General features: G+C 67.5%; 10 protein-coding genes and 1 CRISPR repeat array. Of the genes, 6 read left to right on the top strand and 4 right to left on the bottom strand.

Annotated features, from left to right (window positions below; genetic code table 11):
* Nucleotides 1–20 precede the first annotated feature (20 nt).
* Nucleotides 21–758, top strand: coding sequence for a 3-oxoacyl-ACP reductase FabG (gene fabG, locus XcuCFBP2542_RS14200; protein WP_104604182.1), 738 nt, complete (start codon nucleotides 21–23; stop codon nucleotides 756–758).
* Between the two features lie 297 nt (nucleotides 759–1055).
* Here fabG and XcuCFBP2542_RS14190 read toward each other — a convergent pair whose 3' ends face one another.
* From XcuCFBP2542_RS14190 to XcuCFBP2542_RS14175, 4 genes are read right to left on the bottom strand one after another with little or no spacing between them, the layout of a single operon-like run.
* Complete coding sequence (locus tag XcuCFBP2542_RS14190) at nucleotides 1056–2678, bottom strand: NAD(P)/FAD-dependent oxidoreductase (RefSeq protein WP_104604181.1); 1623 nt, start codon at nucleotides 2676–2678, stop codon at nucleotides 1056–1058.
* On the bottom strand, nucleotides 2675–3496 hold the full coding sequence (locus XcuCFBP2542_RS14185; RefSeq protein WP_104604180.1) for a glycosyltransferase family 2 protein: 822 nt from the start codon (nucleotides 3494–3496) through the stop codon (nucleotides 2675–2677). Before XcuCFBP2542_RS14185 ends, XcuCFBP2542_RS14190 begins: the two co-directional genes overlap by 4 nt.
* Entirely contained in the window at nucleotides 3493–4266 is a 774-nt protein-coding gene (locus XcuCFBP2542_RS14180) for a beta-ketoacyl synthase chain length factor (protein WP_104604179.1), read from the bottom strand. The genes XcuCFBP2542_RS14185 and XcuCFBP2542_RS14180 overlap by 4 nt, the downstream gene beginning before the upstream one ends.
* A complete protein-coding gene (locus XcuCFBP2542_RS14175; RefSeq protein WP_104604178.1) occupies nucleotides 4266–5462 on the bottom strand; it encodes a beta-ketoacyl-[acyl-carrier-protein] synthase family protein in 1197 nt (398 codons plus the stop codon). Before XcuCFBP2542_RS14175 ends, XcuCFBP2542_RS14180 begins: the two co-directional genes overlap by 1 nt.
* A gap of 219 nt (nucleotides 5463–5681) precedes the next feature.
* On the opposite strand from XcuCFBP2542_RS14175, the gene XcuCFBP2542_RS14170 reads away from it, so the two are divergent.
* The 5 genes from XcuCFBP2542_RS14170 to zwf all read left to right on the top strand — a co-directional run bounded on the left by XcuCFBP2542_RS14170 (nucleotide 5682) and on the right by zwf (nucleotide 13264).
* The gene (locus tag XcuCFBP2542_RS14170; RefSeq protein ID WP_104604223.1) at nucleotides 5682–5942 is read left to right on the top strand and encodes a YcgL domain-containing protein; all 261 of its coding nucleotides are present in this window, start codon (nucleotides 5682–5684) and stop codon (nucleotides 5940–5942) included.
* Nucleotides 5935–9255 (top strand): ankyrin repeat domain-containing protein, encoded by a 3321-nt coding sequence (locus XcuCFBP2542_RS14165; protein ID WP_104604177.1) that lies wholly within the window; start codon nucleotides 5935–5937, stop codon nucleotides 9253–9255. Before XcuCFBP2542_RS14170 ends, XcuCFBP2542_RS14165 begins: the two co-directional genes overlap by 8 nt.
* A 26-nt stretch (nucleotides 9256–9281) precedes the next feature.
* Nucleotides 9282–9593: a phosphotyrosine protein phosphatase gene (locus XcuCFBP2542_RS14160; protein WP_372372333.1), complete on the top strand. Its 312-nt coding sequence runs from the start codon at nucleotides 9282–9284 to the stop codon at nucleotides 9591–9593.
* A gap of 63 nt (nucleotides 9594–9656) precedes the next feature.
* Nucleotides 9657–11456 carry a glycoside hydrolase family 15 protein gene (locus XcuCFBP2542_RS14155; RefSeq protein WP_104604175.1) on the top strand — a complete coding sequence of 600 codons (1800 nt, stop codon included), beginning with the start codon at nucleotides 9657–9659 and terminating at the stop codon, nucleotides 11454–11456.
* Nucleotides 11453–13264 (top strand): glucose-6-phosphate dehydrogenase, encoded by a 1812-nt coding sequence (gene zwf / locus XcuCFBP2542_RS14150; RefSeq protein ID WP_167526805.1) that lies wholly within the window; start codon nucleotides 11453–11455, stop codon nucleotides 13262–13264. Before XcuCFBP2542_RS14155 ends, zwf begins: the two co-directional genes overlap by 4 nt.
* A 103-nt stretch (nucleotides 13265–13367) precedes the next feature.
* A CRISPR array of direct repeats spans nucleotides 13368–15436; the repeat unit is 28 nt; unit sequence TTTCTGAGCTGCCTACGCGGCAGTGAAC.
* Between the last annotated feature and the right edge of the window lie 120 nt (nucleotides 15437–15556).

Raw genomic sequence — 15556 nt, 5'->3', positions numbered from 1 at the left:
CGGCTTCCATCGAGGATTCCATGAGCATCTCCGTTCCTCAGCGCCGCGCCCTGGTCACCGGCGGCAGTGGCGATCTTGGCGGCGCCATCTGCCGTCAGCTGGCGGCGCAGGGGCGGCATGTGATCGTGCATGCCAACCGCAACCTGGCACGTGCCGAAGACGTGGTGGCTGCAATCGTCGCCGACGGCGGCAGCGCAGAAGCGGTGGCCTTCGACGTGGCCGATGCGCAGGCCGCCACGGCCGCGCTGGAGGCCCTGCTGGACAGCGGCCCGATCCAGATCGTGGTCAACAACGCCGGCATCCACGACGACGCGCCCATGGCGGGCATGCAGGCCGCGCAGTGGCATCGGGTCATCGATGTGTCGCTGCATGGGTTCTTCAACGTCACCCAGCCCTTGTTGCTGCCGATGGCGCGTACGCGCTGGGGCCGTATCGTCAGCGTGTCGTCGGTGGCGGCGGTGCTGGGCAATCGCGGGCAGACCAACTACGCCGCGGCCAAGGCGGCGCTGCACGGCGCCAGCAAGTCGCTGTCGCGCGAGATGGCCAGCCGCGGTATCGCCGTCAATGTGGTTGCGCCCGGCGTGATCGAAAGCGAGATGGTCGGCGAGAGCTTTGCCCCGGACGTCATCAAGCAACTGGTGCCGGCCGGACGCGTGGGCAAACCCGAGGAAGTCGCTGCGCTGGTGGCGTTTCTGTGTTCGGAGTCCGCCGGTTACATCAACGGCCAGGTCATCGGCATCAATGGTGGGATGGGCTGAGAGCGGATGGTCTGCGTCTTTGTTGCAGGGCCCTTGCCCGCCCACCATCGCAGGACACGCTGCAAGTACGTCCTTGTAAGCTCCTTGGCGGCATCCATGCCGCCAAGGGTCCCGCGACGGTGGGCGGGCAAGGACCAGTCGAGAGGGTCGGTGCGCAGGGCTTTCAATAAAGCAGCCGACTAACCGTCCGGTGAGACATCGCGCACTGGATGCCAGTGCGCTCACGTGCTGCACGTACTGGTCGAAAAAGCGCGTCGCACGCCAGAACTCGCCGCGCATCGGCGCGCTCGCTCAAACTCACGCCGCGTCGGCGTACCACGTGGCGGTCAGGATCGCCTCGCCGCTGGCATCGGCCGTCAATGCGTCCAGGCCGTGGTCGGGCAGCGCCGGATGGCGCTGGCGTGCCTGCTGCAGGATCTCGCGGGCCAGTACCGCCATCTGTGCCACGTTGCGGTGGATGCGTGCGGCGAAGGCGTCATCGTCGAGGGTGTCGTTCAAGGCGCCATTGAGTTCGTTGAACCAGCCGATCAGGTACTGGTCCAGCAGGCGGCCTTCGCCGCCGGTGATGCCTTGTTCGGTATTGCGCACGCCCCAGTCGTGCAACACGCGTTGCATGGACAGGTTCATGTCGTGGGCGTGGAAGAAATCCGCTTTCATGCGCGACAACAAGCTCAGGTCGGCGATGCGCCCCGAGCAGAACAGCGGCGCCAGCAGCGACCAGTAATAGGTGTAGTCCCAGATCACCTTGACCGGCATGACCTGCTCGTCGCCGAACAAGGCGTATTGATCCTGGTACAGGGTCAGGGTGTTTTCGTAGAACGAGAAATACAGTTGTTGGTACAGCTCCGCATACGGGCTCAGCGATTTGCCGGCACGGTCGCGGCCGATCAGTTCGCAGATATAGGTGTTGGAGATGGCGATGAAGTCGCTGCCGGGCGAATAGAACGGGTCCAGGAACAGGCCGGCCTCGCCGGTGAGCGCCCAGCGCTGCGCAGAGAATACCTGCTTGCAGCTGTAGGAAAACTTGCGCAGGAACAGGAAGTCCTGCAGCCGGTAGTGCGCGCTGTCGAGCGTGGCAGCCACCTGCGGTTGATGCAGGCGCAGCCAGTCCATGGCTTTTTCGTGGGTGTTCATGGTGTCCAGCGGATGCATCGCGGCATCGCAGACGATGCCCAGCGAGTGCGCGCCCGACGACAGCGGGATCAGCCAGAACCAGTAGCCCGGCCCGCACATGTGGTTGGTCGAGCGCCAGCGATCCGGCGGGGTGCAACGTTGCAGCCAGCTGCTGTCCTGCGACCAGCCATTGGGGTCGATCAAGCCTTCCACGCGCCACCACACTGCGTTGGCATCGTGCGCGTTGTCCTGCGCCAGGCCGAGCTTGCGCTTGAGCAGGCCGGCGCGGCCGCTGGCGTCCACCACCCAGCGCGCCTGCAGCACGCCCGCAGTGCCGGCGCACTCGTAACGCACCGCATGGTCGGCGTCGTCCTCGGCCAGGTCCACGCCCTTGACGCTGCAGCCATCGATAAAGGTAATGCCCTGCGCGCGGGCGCGTTCGCCCAGGAAGTTCTCGAAGCGGCCGCGGTCGATCTGCCACGACGGCGTCGGCAGGATCTGGCTGACGCCCAGTTCCGTGCAACGGTCGATGTCGGTGCGCTTGTCGGAGAAGAAGAAACGGAAACCGAACTTGCGAATCTGTTCGGTCTCCAGATGCTCGCGCAGTCCCAGTACGTCGGCGAAATACTGCGCGCCGATTTCCACCGTGGATTCGCCCACCTTGAATGCCGCCTCGCGCACCGGGTGCGCACGGCGCTCCAGCACGGTGATCGCAAGCTCCGGATCGCGTTGCTTCAATTGCAAGGCCAGGCTCAGTCCGGCCAGACCGCCACCGGTAATGACGACATCGTTACGCTGTGCATTCATGAGGATGGGTTGCTCTTGGTGGCCGCGGGCACAGTAGCAAATTCGCCATCGGCATCGTCAACGATCACCGGGTTGGCGCGCACGCGGCGATATTCGCGCCAGACGTGGCCGTAGGCCCAGACCTGTTTGACCACGTGGGAGGTGATGTTCCATAGATCGTGCACCAGCCGGAAATGGCTCTTGCGAAAAGTGCCTGGCGCGCTGCCGGCGTAGCGGGTTTCGATCGGCACCGCGACCACGCGCGCACCGGCCTGGCGCGCGGCGGAAATCAGCAGCTGCGCTTCGAACACGAAGCCTTCGCCGTGCACATTGGGCAGGGTGAACACCGAGGCCGGATACAGCCGTTGGCCACTCTGGCTATCCACCAGTTGGAAACCGCAGCCCCAGGCGATGCCCCAGTCGCCGAAATCGTTGCCGATGCGGCGGATGGTGGGCTGGGTGGCGCGCTTACGCAGGCGTGCGCCGATCACCACGCTGCCGGGGTGGCGGTTGGCTGCGGCCAGCAGGCGCGGAAAGTCGGCGGCCTTGTGCTGGCCGTCGCCGTCCATGGTCATCACCGCGCGCATGCCCAACTGCCGCGCCTTGGCAAAGCCGCTGCGCAGGGCAGCGCCCTTGCCCATGCGCTGCGGATGGCGGATGACCGTCACCGGCAGGTCGGCGATGCAGTCGGCGGTGCCATCGTCGGAGCCGTCGTCGACCACGATCACCTGCGTGCAGTACTGCAGTGCCTCGCCGACCACTTCGCGGATGCGCAGCGATTCGTTCAGTGCCGGCACCAGGATCGCAGTGTCCTGGGGCGTCAGCGGCACGCGGCTCACGGCTGGATCCCCACGCGCAGGACGCGGCCAGGGCCGGCATGCAAGGCCACGCCATCGCCGCGGCCGGCCAGCAGTTCGAACAACGGCAGCATCGGTGCCATTGCATTGCCGGCGACCTGCCGTGCCAACGGGCCATCGCCCGGCGACGGGGCGCCATCGTCCAGCCGCGCGTACAACTGCGGCTTGCCCGCCTGGCCGGCGTTGCCAAGCACCAGCGCGCCGCCCAGCAGGCCGCAGCTGGGCGAAATCCGGCCCAGCGGCCCCACCGAGCGCGCGTCGTAGCCGGCCAGCAGTACCGCCTCCACGCCGTCGCCGAGTTGCACCAAGGCTTCCAGCAGCCCTTGCGCGAAGCTGGCATCGGACGCGCTGATGGCCGTAGCCGGCGTCAACGCACCGGCACCGATGGTCCAGTAGCCGGCCGCCGCGTTATGTACCGAGTTGTGGAACTTGGTTGGCGAGATCGCCAGCGGGTCGCTGGCCAGGGTGGTGCACATGTAATCGGTGATGGCCAGGTCGCCATGGGTGGAGGTGAACACCGATGGCAGGCTGGCCGGGTCGCGGCCGGCGGCGGTGCAGGCGGCCAGTGCCGCTTCCAGTGACACCGCCACCGTATCCGGTGCGCGGCGGCGCTCGTTGGCGGCCAGCAGCTGCGGTGCCGGACGCGCCGGTGTGTCCTGCAGCGCGGCACCGTGCACGAAGGCGCGCACGGCCTCCCAGTTGGGCAGGCCCTGGGTCCAGAAGCCGATTCCTTCAATGCTGGCAGCGAGCATCAGCGTGCCCGCCCGAACAGCAGCGAGCAGTTGTTGCCGCCGAAACCGAAAGAATTGTTCATGGCGTAGTCGATCCGGGTCTGCGCGTTGTCGAAGCGGATCTGCGGGCCGCAGGCGGGGTCGGGCACGTCGCTGTTGAGCGTGCCCGGCAGCAGGCCGTCGCGCAGTGCCAGCAGCGCGATCACCGATTCCACGATGCCGGCCGCACCCAGGGTGTGGCCGGTCCAGGCCTTGGTCGAGCTGGCGTGCAAGGTGTCGGGGAAGATCGCCGCCACTGCGGCCGCTTCCACGCTGTCGTTGGCCGGGGTGGCGGTGCCGTGCAGGTTCAGATAGCCCACCGCAGCCGGCGCCAGGCCGGCGCGTTGCAGCGCGCCGCGCATCGCCAGCTGCGCGCCCAGGCCCTGCGGGTGCGGGGCGGACATATGGTGCGCGTCGCTGGATTCGCCGTAGCCATACAGCCACACCGCCGCGTCCGGCGCGGCGGCGGTGCGTTCCACCAGCGCAAAGCCGCCGGCCTCGCCCAGGCTCAGGCCCACGCGGCGCGCATCGAACGGCTGGCACGGTTCCGGCGCCACCACCTGCAGCGCGTTGAAGCCGAACAGCACGCTGCCGCACAAGGTGTCCACGCCGCCGACCAGGGCCGCATCGACCACCCCGGCGTCGATCAGCCGCGCCGCCTGCGCAAACACCTTGGCGCTGGACGAACAGGCGGTGGCCACGGTCACGCTGGGGCCGCGCAGGCCGGTGGCGTGCTGCACGAAGTCGCCCAGCGAATGCGGGGTGTGCACGATCGGGCGTTCCAGATCGGGCGGGAAGCGCGCGCCGTCGGCGTCTTCCACCAGCCGCGTATAGGCCTCTTCGCTGGCGCCGATGCTGGAGGTGGAGGTGCCGATGATGACCGCCACGCGCTCGGCGCCGTAGCGCTGCGCGGCGGCCTGCGCCGCTTCCAGCAGGCCGTCCTGTTGCAGCGCCAGCCAGGCCAGGCGGTTGTTGCGGCAGTCCCAGCGGTGCAGCGCATCGGGCAGGACGACGTCTTCCACGCCGTCGACGCGGCCGATCCAGCACGGCAGCGGTTGCGGCCCGAAATCGTTGCGACGCAGGCCGCTGCGGCGCGCCTGCAAGGCGGCGGCCTGGGCGGCGAGCCCGGCGCCCAGCGCGGTGGTGGAGGTGTAGGCGGTGACGGCGACCGGGGCCATCTGGGACGGATGCTGCGCTTGGCTCACGGTGGTCTGGCTGGCGAAGTAATGCTGGCAGTATATCGGTGGCGTGCGCCTGTCCCATCGATGGCGCAACTGAACGTGCTGGTCATGTCGCTGACGCGGCTGGGATTTTTCGCGCCCGTCGCGCTTCCGCCATGGCCGCAATTGGGACACAATCGACGCGACCCATTGCTCTTCGAGCGCGATCACGCGCGCATGCACGCCTACGTCTATAAAAGCCAACGCAAGCAGGACACCTTCGTCTATCTCGCCACGCGCGACGACTTCGCCGGTCTTCCTGCTGCCGTGCACGCGCAGTTGGCGCCGTTCGCGTTCGTGCTGGAGGCGGAATTGACGCCGCAGCGCCGGCTGGCGCAGGCCGACGCGGCCACGGTGCGCGAGGCGCTGGGCAAGCATGGCTTCTACCTGCAACTGCCCAAGACCGTGGTGCTGGCCGGCGAGTGCGACCATGACTGATCCGCAGCGTGCCGCGCGTCTGCGCGCCGCAGCGCTGGCGGGCGCGGCCGGTGTGGTGTTGTCCCTGCTGGGTGGGCTGGGTGGCGGCATTGCCGCGCTGAGCCTGTGGCTGGCCCAGCCTGCCTTTGCGCTGGCGGTGTCGTGGGCGCGTGGGACGCGCGCACTGCCGGCGCAGCCGCGCGCCATTGCGCAGGCGCTGCCGCCGTTGCTGGCGATCTGGGGCGTGGGCCTGCTGGCGCTGGCCGCACTCGTCAGCTGGCCGCTGACCGCCCTGCGCGACAGCGGTAGCCTGGCCGCCGCGCTGGCGTTGAGCGTGGCGGTCAGCGCCGCCTTGCTCGGGCTGTGGCGGACCTGGCCATTGTGGGGCGAGGTGGAACGTGATGGCGGTGCACTGGTGCCACGCTGGCACGCGCTGGCCACGCAGGAACTGCAGGCCTGGCGCGGGTTGCTGGTGGCCGTGCTGGTGCTGGCGATGTGCACGTGGTGCGTGACCCTGGCCTGGCCGGGCGGGGTGTCCAGCGCGCTGCGCTGGGGCCTGGCGGCCGCGGCCTGTGCGGCGTTGCCGGTTGCCCATTTGTTGTTGCAGCGCACCGCTGCGCCGTCGCGCAGCGCGGTACCTCTGGCCCCGCAGGCGGCCGATTTCTTCAACGAAGCGGCCGCCGCACCACGCCCGCTGGAGCCGGTAGCGCAGCATCAGCTGGTGCCCGAACTGTTCGAAGCGGCACGCAGCGGCCGGGTGGACCGCGCGCTGCAATTGCTCGATGCCGGCGCCGACCCCCAGGCGCTGCCGCTATCGGAATGGCGCGACCAGCGCAGCCTGCCGGCGCTGGCAGCGGTGCTGCCGGACCTGCGCCTGCTGCGCGAACTCATCGTGCGGCGCGTGGACGTCAACCAGCCGCATCGCGGCATGACCCCGTTGCTGGCCGCCACCCGCGACAGCTGGCATGGCCGCCCGGACGCGGTGATGACCCTGCTGGCCAACGGCGCCGACCCGCGCGCCTGCGACAACGACGGCAACACCCCGCTGCACCACGCCGTGCGCAGCTCAGACCCCGGCGTGGCTGCGCTGCTGCGCGATGCCGCCGCCGAACTCGATGCGCTCAACAACGACGGCCACTCGCCGCTGGCGATGGCCTGCCAGGTCGGCAACTGGCGGTTGGCGAAGTTCCTGCTGGAGCGCGGTGCGCAGTCCGAACCGGAAGGCGGCGCCCCGGTTTTGCTGGCCGCCGCCGGTACCGAAGAAGACGACCCCGCCGGCGTGCAGCTGCTGCTCAAGCACAAGGCACGCGTGGATGCGCGCGACCGCCAGCGCCGCAGCGCCCTGCACGAAGCCGCCCTGGCCGGTCATGGCGATATCGCCGAAGCGTTGTTGTCGGCCGGCGCCAATCTGGAGGCGCGCGACCTGCTCGGCCGCACCCCGTGGCTGGATGCGGCCCGCCAGGCGCGCAGCGCGGTGCTCGAACGCCTGATCGCACGCAAGGCCGACGTGCTGGCCATCGACGGCGAAGGCCGCAATGCGGTGATGCTGGCCTGCGCCGCCGACAGCGTCTCGCCGGCACTGATCCGCCGCCTGCTCGAACTGCAGGTGCCTGCCGATGCGGCCGATGCACACGGCCGCCGCGCGGTGGACGTGGCGGCCGAGGCCGGGCGGTGGGCCATCGTGCGATTGCTCGATCCGGCTTACCCGCTGCCGGCCGTGGTCAGCGACGCCTCCGGCGACGGCCCCGGCGTCGCCACATTGCCCGATCGCCCGCCGCTGGTGCTGCTGCGCGAGGGCCTGCAACTCGGCCAGCGCGACGGCCTGGTCGCCCTGGCCCGGCTGTGCGGGCCGGAAGAACTCGGCGGCCTGCTGCACGATGCGCATGTGGCCTTGAAGGCCGAGGCGGTGGACTGGCTGCTGCGCCATGGCGCCGATGCCGAGGTGCGGGACGCCTGCGGCGACGTGCCGATGTTCGCGTTGCTGTCGCGTGGGATGGAGGCGGTGCCGGCGCTGCAGGTGCTGTTGCGGCATGGGGTCTCGCCGGCCGGTGCCGGTGGCCTGACCCGGCTGCTCAGCGCCTGCGTGCAGCACGATGCCGCCTCGCGCGGGCTGGAACAGTTCGCGCTGGAGTTGCTGGAACGCGGCGCCGATCCGTTTGCGCCCTCGGCCGCCGGCGACCCGCCGTTGTCGCGGGCGGTGCGGCTGGGCTGGTTGCGCCTGCAGCAATGGTTGCTGGAACACGGCGTGGACCGCGAGGCGCGTGATAGCCACGGCATGACCGCGCTGCACCTGGCCACCGCACTGGGCCGCGAGGCCGCGCTGAAACTGCTGGTCAAACAGGGCGCCTCGCCGGACGCGCGCGCCGCCGATGGGCAGACCCCGCTGGGCGTGGCGCTGTCGATCGGGCGTCGCGATCTGGCCGACTGGCTGGACTGGCGGATCTGGCCGCTGCCGCACCGCGCGCTGCGCGAGGCGGACGTGCCGGCAGCGGCGATGACCGGCGACACCGATGCGGTGCGCCGTTTGATCGACCTCGGCTTCACCGTCGATGCGGTGGATGCGCAGGGCTGCACCGCGCTGCTGCGTGCGGCGGGCGGCGGCCATCTCGGCGTGTTGACCTATCTGCTCGGCCGCGGCGCCGATCCGCAACACGCCGCCAATAGCGGCGCAACGCCGCTGTCGGCAGCGGTGAGCATGCGTCAGACCGAGATCGTCGCGGCCTTGCTGCAGGCCGGCGCGCAGATCGAGCACCGCCTGCCGGCCGGTGTCACCGTGCTGATGCTGGCCTGCGCGCTGGGCCTGGCCGATATCGTGGCGCGCCTGCTCACCGCCGCGGCCGACGTGCACGCCACCGACAACCAGGGCCTGGCGGCGCTGCATTGCGCCGCGTTGTACGGCTTCACCGCACGCGACAGCACCCGCCTGCTGGCCCTGCTGGATACGCTGCTGCTGGCCGGCGCCGATCCCGAGCATCTGGCCGGTGGCCGGGTCAGCCCGCTGCTGCTGTTGCTGGGCGCGCGTGCCGAACCGGGCACCGCCTGCGACGAGAAAGTGGTGCTGGCCGGAGTCGAGCGCCTGCTCGATGAAGGCGTCTCGCTGGAGGTGGCCGATCAACGCGGCTTCGGCCCGCTGCACCTGGCCGCCCTGCATGGCCTGCCGCTGCTGGTGCAGCGCCTGCTGCGTGCCGGCGCCGACGCCGATCGCCGCGACGCACTCAACCGTACCCCGCGCGAGATCGCCATCATGCGTGGCTTCATCGATGTGGCCGGCCAGTTCGAACCGGCGCTGCCGGGCGTCTCGTCGATGGCGCGCTTCCTGCGCGAGGGGCGCTGAGCCTGCGTGGCGGACAACCGCTGCGGGTGTTGTTCGTACGCAGCCCCACCGCCGCGCGCGTGTTCGCCGACGGGGCCGGCGTGCAGGCGCAATCGGCCGGGCTGGCCGCCGATGCCGACGTGCAGGTCACTGCGGAGCTGTTGCACGAAGCGCAGGTGGTGCTGGTGATGGAATCGCGCCACCTGCAGCTGCTGCGCAAATGCTTCGCCGCGCATCTGCGCCACTGCCGCGTGGTCTGCCTGCAGATCCCCGACGACGATGCCTGCATGGACCCGGCGCTGATCCGCCGGCTGGAACACACGGTGCCACCGCTGCTGCGTTTGCCGGCGCAGTCCTAACCTGATCCCGACACCGCGCGTGCAAGACTGCCGCTTCTTTCGCAGGAAGGAAGCGTTTCGACGATGAGCGTGCGTATCGAAGATCACGCCATGCTGGGCAACTGCCACAGCGCGGCCCTGGTCGACCACCGTGGCACCATCGACTGGCTGTGTCTGCCACGCTTCGATTCCGATGCGGTCTTCGCATCGCTGCTGGGCGACGAGCAACACGGGCAATGGGCGATGGCACCCGCAGCCGATTACCGTAGCGAACGCGCCTACGAAGACGACAGCCTGGTGCTGTGCACGCGGCTGATCGCCGATACCGGTACGGTGGAGCTGGTCGATTTCATGGCCGCCAACGAAGATGGCGAGGCGCATCAGCACCTGGTGCGTATCGTGCGCTGCGTGCAGGGCGAGGTGTCCATGCATATGCGGCTGACCCTGCGCTTCAATTACGGCCGCACCGTGCCGTGGGTGACCCGCATCGACGGTGGCATCCGCGCCATCGCCGGGCCCGACCAACTCGCGCTGCGCTCGCCGCAGCAACTGCGCGGACAGGACCTGGGCACCGAAGCCGACTTCACCCTGCGCGATGGCGAGAGCACCTGGTTCGTGCTCAGCCACGGCGCCTCGCATCTGCCTGCGCCGCCACCGATCGACCCGGAACAGGCGCGGCAACGCACCACCGCGTTCTGGCACGGCTGGGCGCGCCGCTGTACCGACGTCGGGCCATGGACCCAGCAGGTGCGCCGCTCGCTGGTGGTGCTCAAAGGTCTGAGCTATCTGCCAACCGGCGGCATTGTCGCCGCACCCACCGCCTCGCTGCCCGAGCACCTGGGCGGCACCCGCAACTGGGACTACCGCTATTGCTGGCTGCGCGATTCGGTATTCACGCTGATCGCCCTGTTGCAGGCCGGCTATCGCGACGAGGCCGCCTCGTTCCGTGACTGGGTGCAACGCACCATCGCCGGTCCGCCGGACCAGCTGCAGGCGCTGTACGGCATCGGCGGCGAGCGCCGGCTGCAGGAATGGGAAGCACACTGGCTCCCCGGTTATGAAAACTCCGGCCCGGTGCGCATCGGCAACGGCGCGGTGGATCAGTTCCAGCTCGATGTCTATGGCGAGCTGATCGGTGCCCTGCATTACGCCCGGGAGAAGGGCGTCGCACCGCCGTCGGACGACGACGGCTCGTCGTCGGCATTGTTGGAGAACATCCTCGACACGCTCGAGAGCCTGTGGCGTCAACCGGACGAAGGCATCTGGGAAATCCGCGACGAGCGCCGCCACTTCGTGCATTCCAAGGTAATGGCATGGTTGGCGTTCGATTGCGGCGCGCGCGATGGCATCACCAACGCCGATGCGCAAAAGCGCGCGCGCTGGGGCCGGATCGCCGAAGACATTCGCGCCGAAGTGCTGGAAAAAGGTGTGCACCCGGATGGCCACTTCGTGCAGAGCTACGGTTCCGATCGGCTGGACGCGTCGCTGTTGTTGATTCCCATCGTCGGCTTCCTGCCGCCGGAGGACCCGCGCATTGCCGCCACTGCCGACGCGATCGCACGCGAGCTGACCATCGATGGCCTGGTCGAACGCTATCGCGCCGACGACAGTGCCGACGGCCTGCCGGCCGGCGAGGGCACCTTCCTCGCTTGCAGTTTCTGGCTGGTGGAAAACTATGCCTTGATCGGCCGTACCGAGGAGGCGCGCGCGCTGCTCGAACGGCTGCTCGGGCTCTGCAACGACGTGGGCCTGCTCGCAGAAGAGTACGACCCACGTGCGAAACGCATGCTTGGCAACTTCCCCCAAGGGTATTCCCACGTGGCCCTGGTCAATGCGGCACTGCGCCTGCACGGGCGCATGGGCGAAAAGGAAACGCATCCATGAACGAGCAACAGACCACGCCGCCCTGCATCATCGTAGTGTTCGGCGCCCGCGGCGACCTGACCCGGCGGCTGGTGATGCCGGCGCTGTACAACCTGCGCCGGGCCGGTGCGCTGGGCGATGATTTCGCCATCGTCGGCATGGACCATGGCGACATCAGCGAACGCGCCTGGCGCACCAACATGGGCAAGGCGATGACGCAGCTGCTCAGCAGCCGCGATGCCGAATTCCAGACCGATGCCTTCGACACCGCCACCTGGGACTGGCTGCGCGAACGCATGCATTACCTGCGTGGCGACTTCACCGACCAGGGTGCCTACCAATCATTGGGCGGCGTGCTGGACAAGCTGCACAAGCGCTATGGCACCCAGGGCAACGTGCTGTTCTACCTGGCCACCGCTGCGCGCTTCTTCGAACCGGTCTTGCTCAACCTGGGCGAGGCTGGCCTGGTCAAGCAGCGCGAAGGCCAGGGCTGGCGCCGGGTCATCGTGGAAAAACCCTTCGGCCACGATCTGCCCAGCGCCATCGCGCTCAATGCCACCGTGGCCAAGGTGCTGCACGAGGACCAGGTGTTCCGCATCGACCATTTCCTGGGCAAGGAAACCGTGCAGAACATCCTGGCGTTCCGCTTTGCCAATGGCCTGTTCGAGCCGGTGTGGAACCGCGACCGCATCGATCATGTGCAGATCACCGCCGCCGAAACCATCGGCGTGGAAGGGCGTGGCCGCTTCTACGATCCCACCGGCTGCCTGCGCGACATGGTGCCCAATCATCTGTTCCAGCTGCTGGCGATGATCGCGATGGAACCGCCGGCGGCCTTCACCACCGAGGCGATGCACCGCCGCCGCGCCGAAGTGATCGAAGCCGTGCGCCCGATCAAACCGGAAGATGTGGTGCGCGGCCAATACGCCTCCGGCGCGGTCAATCGCAGCGCCGTGCCTGGCTATCGCGAAGAGGACACCGTGCCCGACGATTCGGATACCGAAACCTACGTGGCGATGAAACTGCAGGTCGACACCTGGCGCTGGGCCGGCGTGCCGTTCTACCTGCGCACTGGCAAGCGCCTGCGCGAACGCACCACCGAGATCGCCATCCGCTTCAAGCCCGCACCGCTGGCCCCGTTCCGCAGCACCGAAGTGGGTGGCTACGGCCCCGACTGGCTGGTGCTGCACATCCAGCCCGACGAAGGCATCTCGCTGCAGTTCGACGTCAAACGCCCCGGTGCACAGGTCGCGCTGGCGCCGGTGCGCATGGATTTCCGTTACCGCGACTGGTTTCCCAAGGAATACACCGTGGGTTACGAGCGCCTGCTGCAGGACTGCATGAACGGCGAAGCCGGCCTGTTCCAGGACGCGGCAATGGTGGAAGGCGCCTGGCGCATCGTGCAACCGATCCTGGATGCCTGGAAGCAACCGGCCAGCGACTTCCCCAACTACGCCGCCGGCAGCGCCGGCCCCTCGGCCGCCGACGCATTGCTGGCCATGAACGGCGGCCATGCCTGGCGGGCACTCACCCCCGGCCGCAAGCCACCCCCGCGCCGCCCACCGGAAGTGCGCACCAGTGCCATGACGCCAGCCGGGAAGACGCGTAAAAGCGCGGCAAAGAGGGCCACCCCTCCAACCGCAAGCCGTGCATCTACAGCTACGAAGAAAAGCACGCAAGCGTCTGCTGCATTAAAAGGCAAGGTTGCGAAAGCGGTGGTCAAGCCGGCGACCAGAAAAATTGCGAAGACAACGCGAAAGGCGGTCGGCGACCGGATCGAAGCGCAGACGTCAGCGGCCGCGCGTCCAAAACGCAAGCCGCGGAGCTGAGCCGGATGAACCGGCTGCCACAAGGCAGCTGGTTCTCGTGCAAGCCGATTGACTCGTTGCGTTCGGAATCCATGGCTGCAGAGGTGGCTGCCCGCTTTTCGGCATTCCGAGTTGCCTACGCGGCAGTGAACCCCATCCCGTTGATTTGGTCCCTGCGCTCGTTTTTCTGAGCTGCCTACGCGGCAGTGAACTCAAATCCGCCAGCAATCGTTGCTTCGCGAGTTTTCTGAGCTGCCTACGCGGCAGTGAACGCTTAAGGTGCTCGGCATCAGCGTCCATTGACTTTCTGAGCTGCCTACGCGGCAGTGAACGTTCGGCAGTCGCAGGCGCCGGTGGAGCAGCATTTCTGAGCTGCCTACGCGGCAGTGAACCATTCCGCATTTATCCCCCGATTCGGTCGCTATTTCTGAGCTGCCTACGCGGCAGTGAACGTCAGCCAGACTGTCCAGCGTGAGCGCGAAAATTTCTGAGCTGCCTACGCGGCAGTGAACTCATGCGCGTTCTGCTCGGTCGCGCGCTTCCATTTCTGAGCTGCCTACGCGGCAGTGAACGCCAGCGTCAGGCGCGGCGCAGTCAGGCTCTTTTTCTGAGCTGCCTACGCGGCAGTGAACACGCTACGGACCTGTGGTCGGCCGCACGCCGTTTTCTGAGCTGCCTACGCGGCAGTGAACACAGCGCCTCTCCGCTGCGAACAGATTGGCCCTTTCTGAGCTGCCTACGCGGCAGTGAACGCCGATGCAGCGACCGCGAGAGATATCCGTAATTTCTGAGCTGCCTACGCGGCAGTGAACGTAGCCGCCGACGATGCCGGTCAAGTTGACCATTTCTGAGCTGCCTACGCGGCAGTGAACCATCCTGATCGCCATCATCGCCGCGCTCATTTTTTCTGAGCTGCCTACGAGGCAGTGAACCTCTCCGGTGAAGACCGGCACCAACTTCGGTGTTTCTGAGCTGCCTACGCGGCAGTGAACACCTGGCGGCCAATCACTGCCGGCTCGCTCATTTTCTGAGCTGCCTACGCGGCAGTGAACACCACGGCTTGGCAGGCGCGGAGCTGGTCGTCTTTCTGAGCTGCCTACGCGGCAGTGAACTGCGACCGAGCGCGATAAGCGGGCGGTCTCAATTTCTGAGCTGCCTACGCGGCAGTGAACCCGATTCCGACCAGGCCAGTGCAGGGCATGATTTTCTGAGCTGCCTACGCGGCAGTGAACGATGGCGTGCGCGGCGCGCATGTGGTCGTGCATTTCTGAGCTGCCTACGCGGCAGTGAACGCCCGACACGCGCGCTCATGGCGGCGGTGGTCTTTCTGAGCTGCCTACGCGGCAGTGAACCCAACCCGCCGCCAAACCCGTTGGAGAGTGGTTTTCTGAGCTGCCTACGCGGCAGTGAACGCCCAAACGACTCGCGTATGCCGCGTTGCCTATTTCTGAGCTGCCTACGCGGCAGTGAACGCGGGCACGTCACCTGGCAGGATGAATCCATGTTTCTGAGCTGCCTACGCGGCAGTGAACGCTGCAAAATACAGTTCCAAGCTCGACTGTGATTTCTGAGCTGCCTACGCGGCAGTGAACGACTTTTGCAGCTGGCGGCATCTGAATCGATTTTTCTGAGCTGCCTACGCGGCAGTGAACGACTTGGTTTCCTCGCCTTCGAGCGGTGTGTCTTTCTGAGCTGCCTACGCGGCAGTGAACAAGATTCGACATGTATGCCGATATCCCGCTTATTTCTGAGCTGCCTACGCGGCAGTGAACGGCCACCGCTATCGAGGCCGTGGCCCGATCCATTTCTGAGCTGCCTACGCGGCAGTGAACCGAGCTCGGGGCACGGCACGTCACCCTCATGATTTCTGAGCTGCCTACGCGGCAGTGAACGCGTGGGAGAAGGCGCTGCCGACCGTCCGTGAGTTTCTGAGCTGCCTACGCGGCAGTGAACCCACACTGCCGATGCGATGCTGCGCCCCTTCGTTTCTGAGCTGCCTACGCGGCAGTGAACGCAAAGCAGACCGGCGCTATGGCCGTATACCATTTCTGAGCTGCCTACGCGGCAGTGAACGGCGCCGTCGCGTGTTCGCTGTCCTCGATACTTTTCTGAGCTGCCTACGCGGCAGTGAACTCGCCGCCCTTGTCCCGCTCGCGCGCGAGGTATTTCTGAGCTGCCTACGCGGCAGTGAACATGGCTCGCGCAATGCCGGCAGAGTCTTTTTTTTTCTGGCTCATCGCGGATTCGTGTGGGTGCCTTGAGGCCCCTGAATCTGCGTTGAGCCTTGGAAACAGGCCCTTTCCACCGTCCCAG

Source organism: Xanthomonas cucurbitae (assembly GCF_002939885.1).
In the GTDB taxonomy this organism is placed as follows: Bacteria; Pseudomonadota; Gammaproteobacteria; order Xanthomonadales; family Xanthomonadaceae; genus Xanthomonas; species Xanthomonas cucurbitae.
Note: the sequence above shows the minus strand (reverse complement) of the source record. Positions and strands in the feature narration are given on the sequence as shown.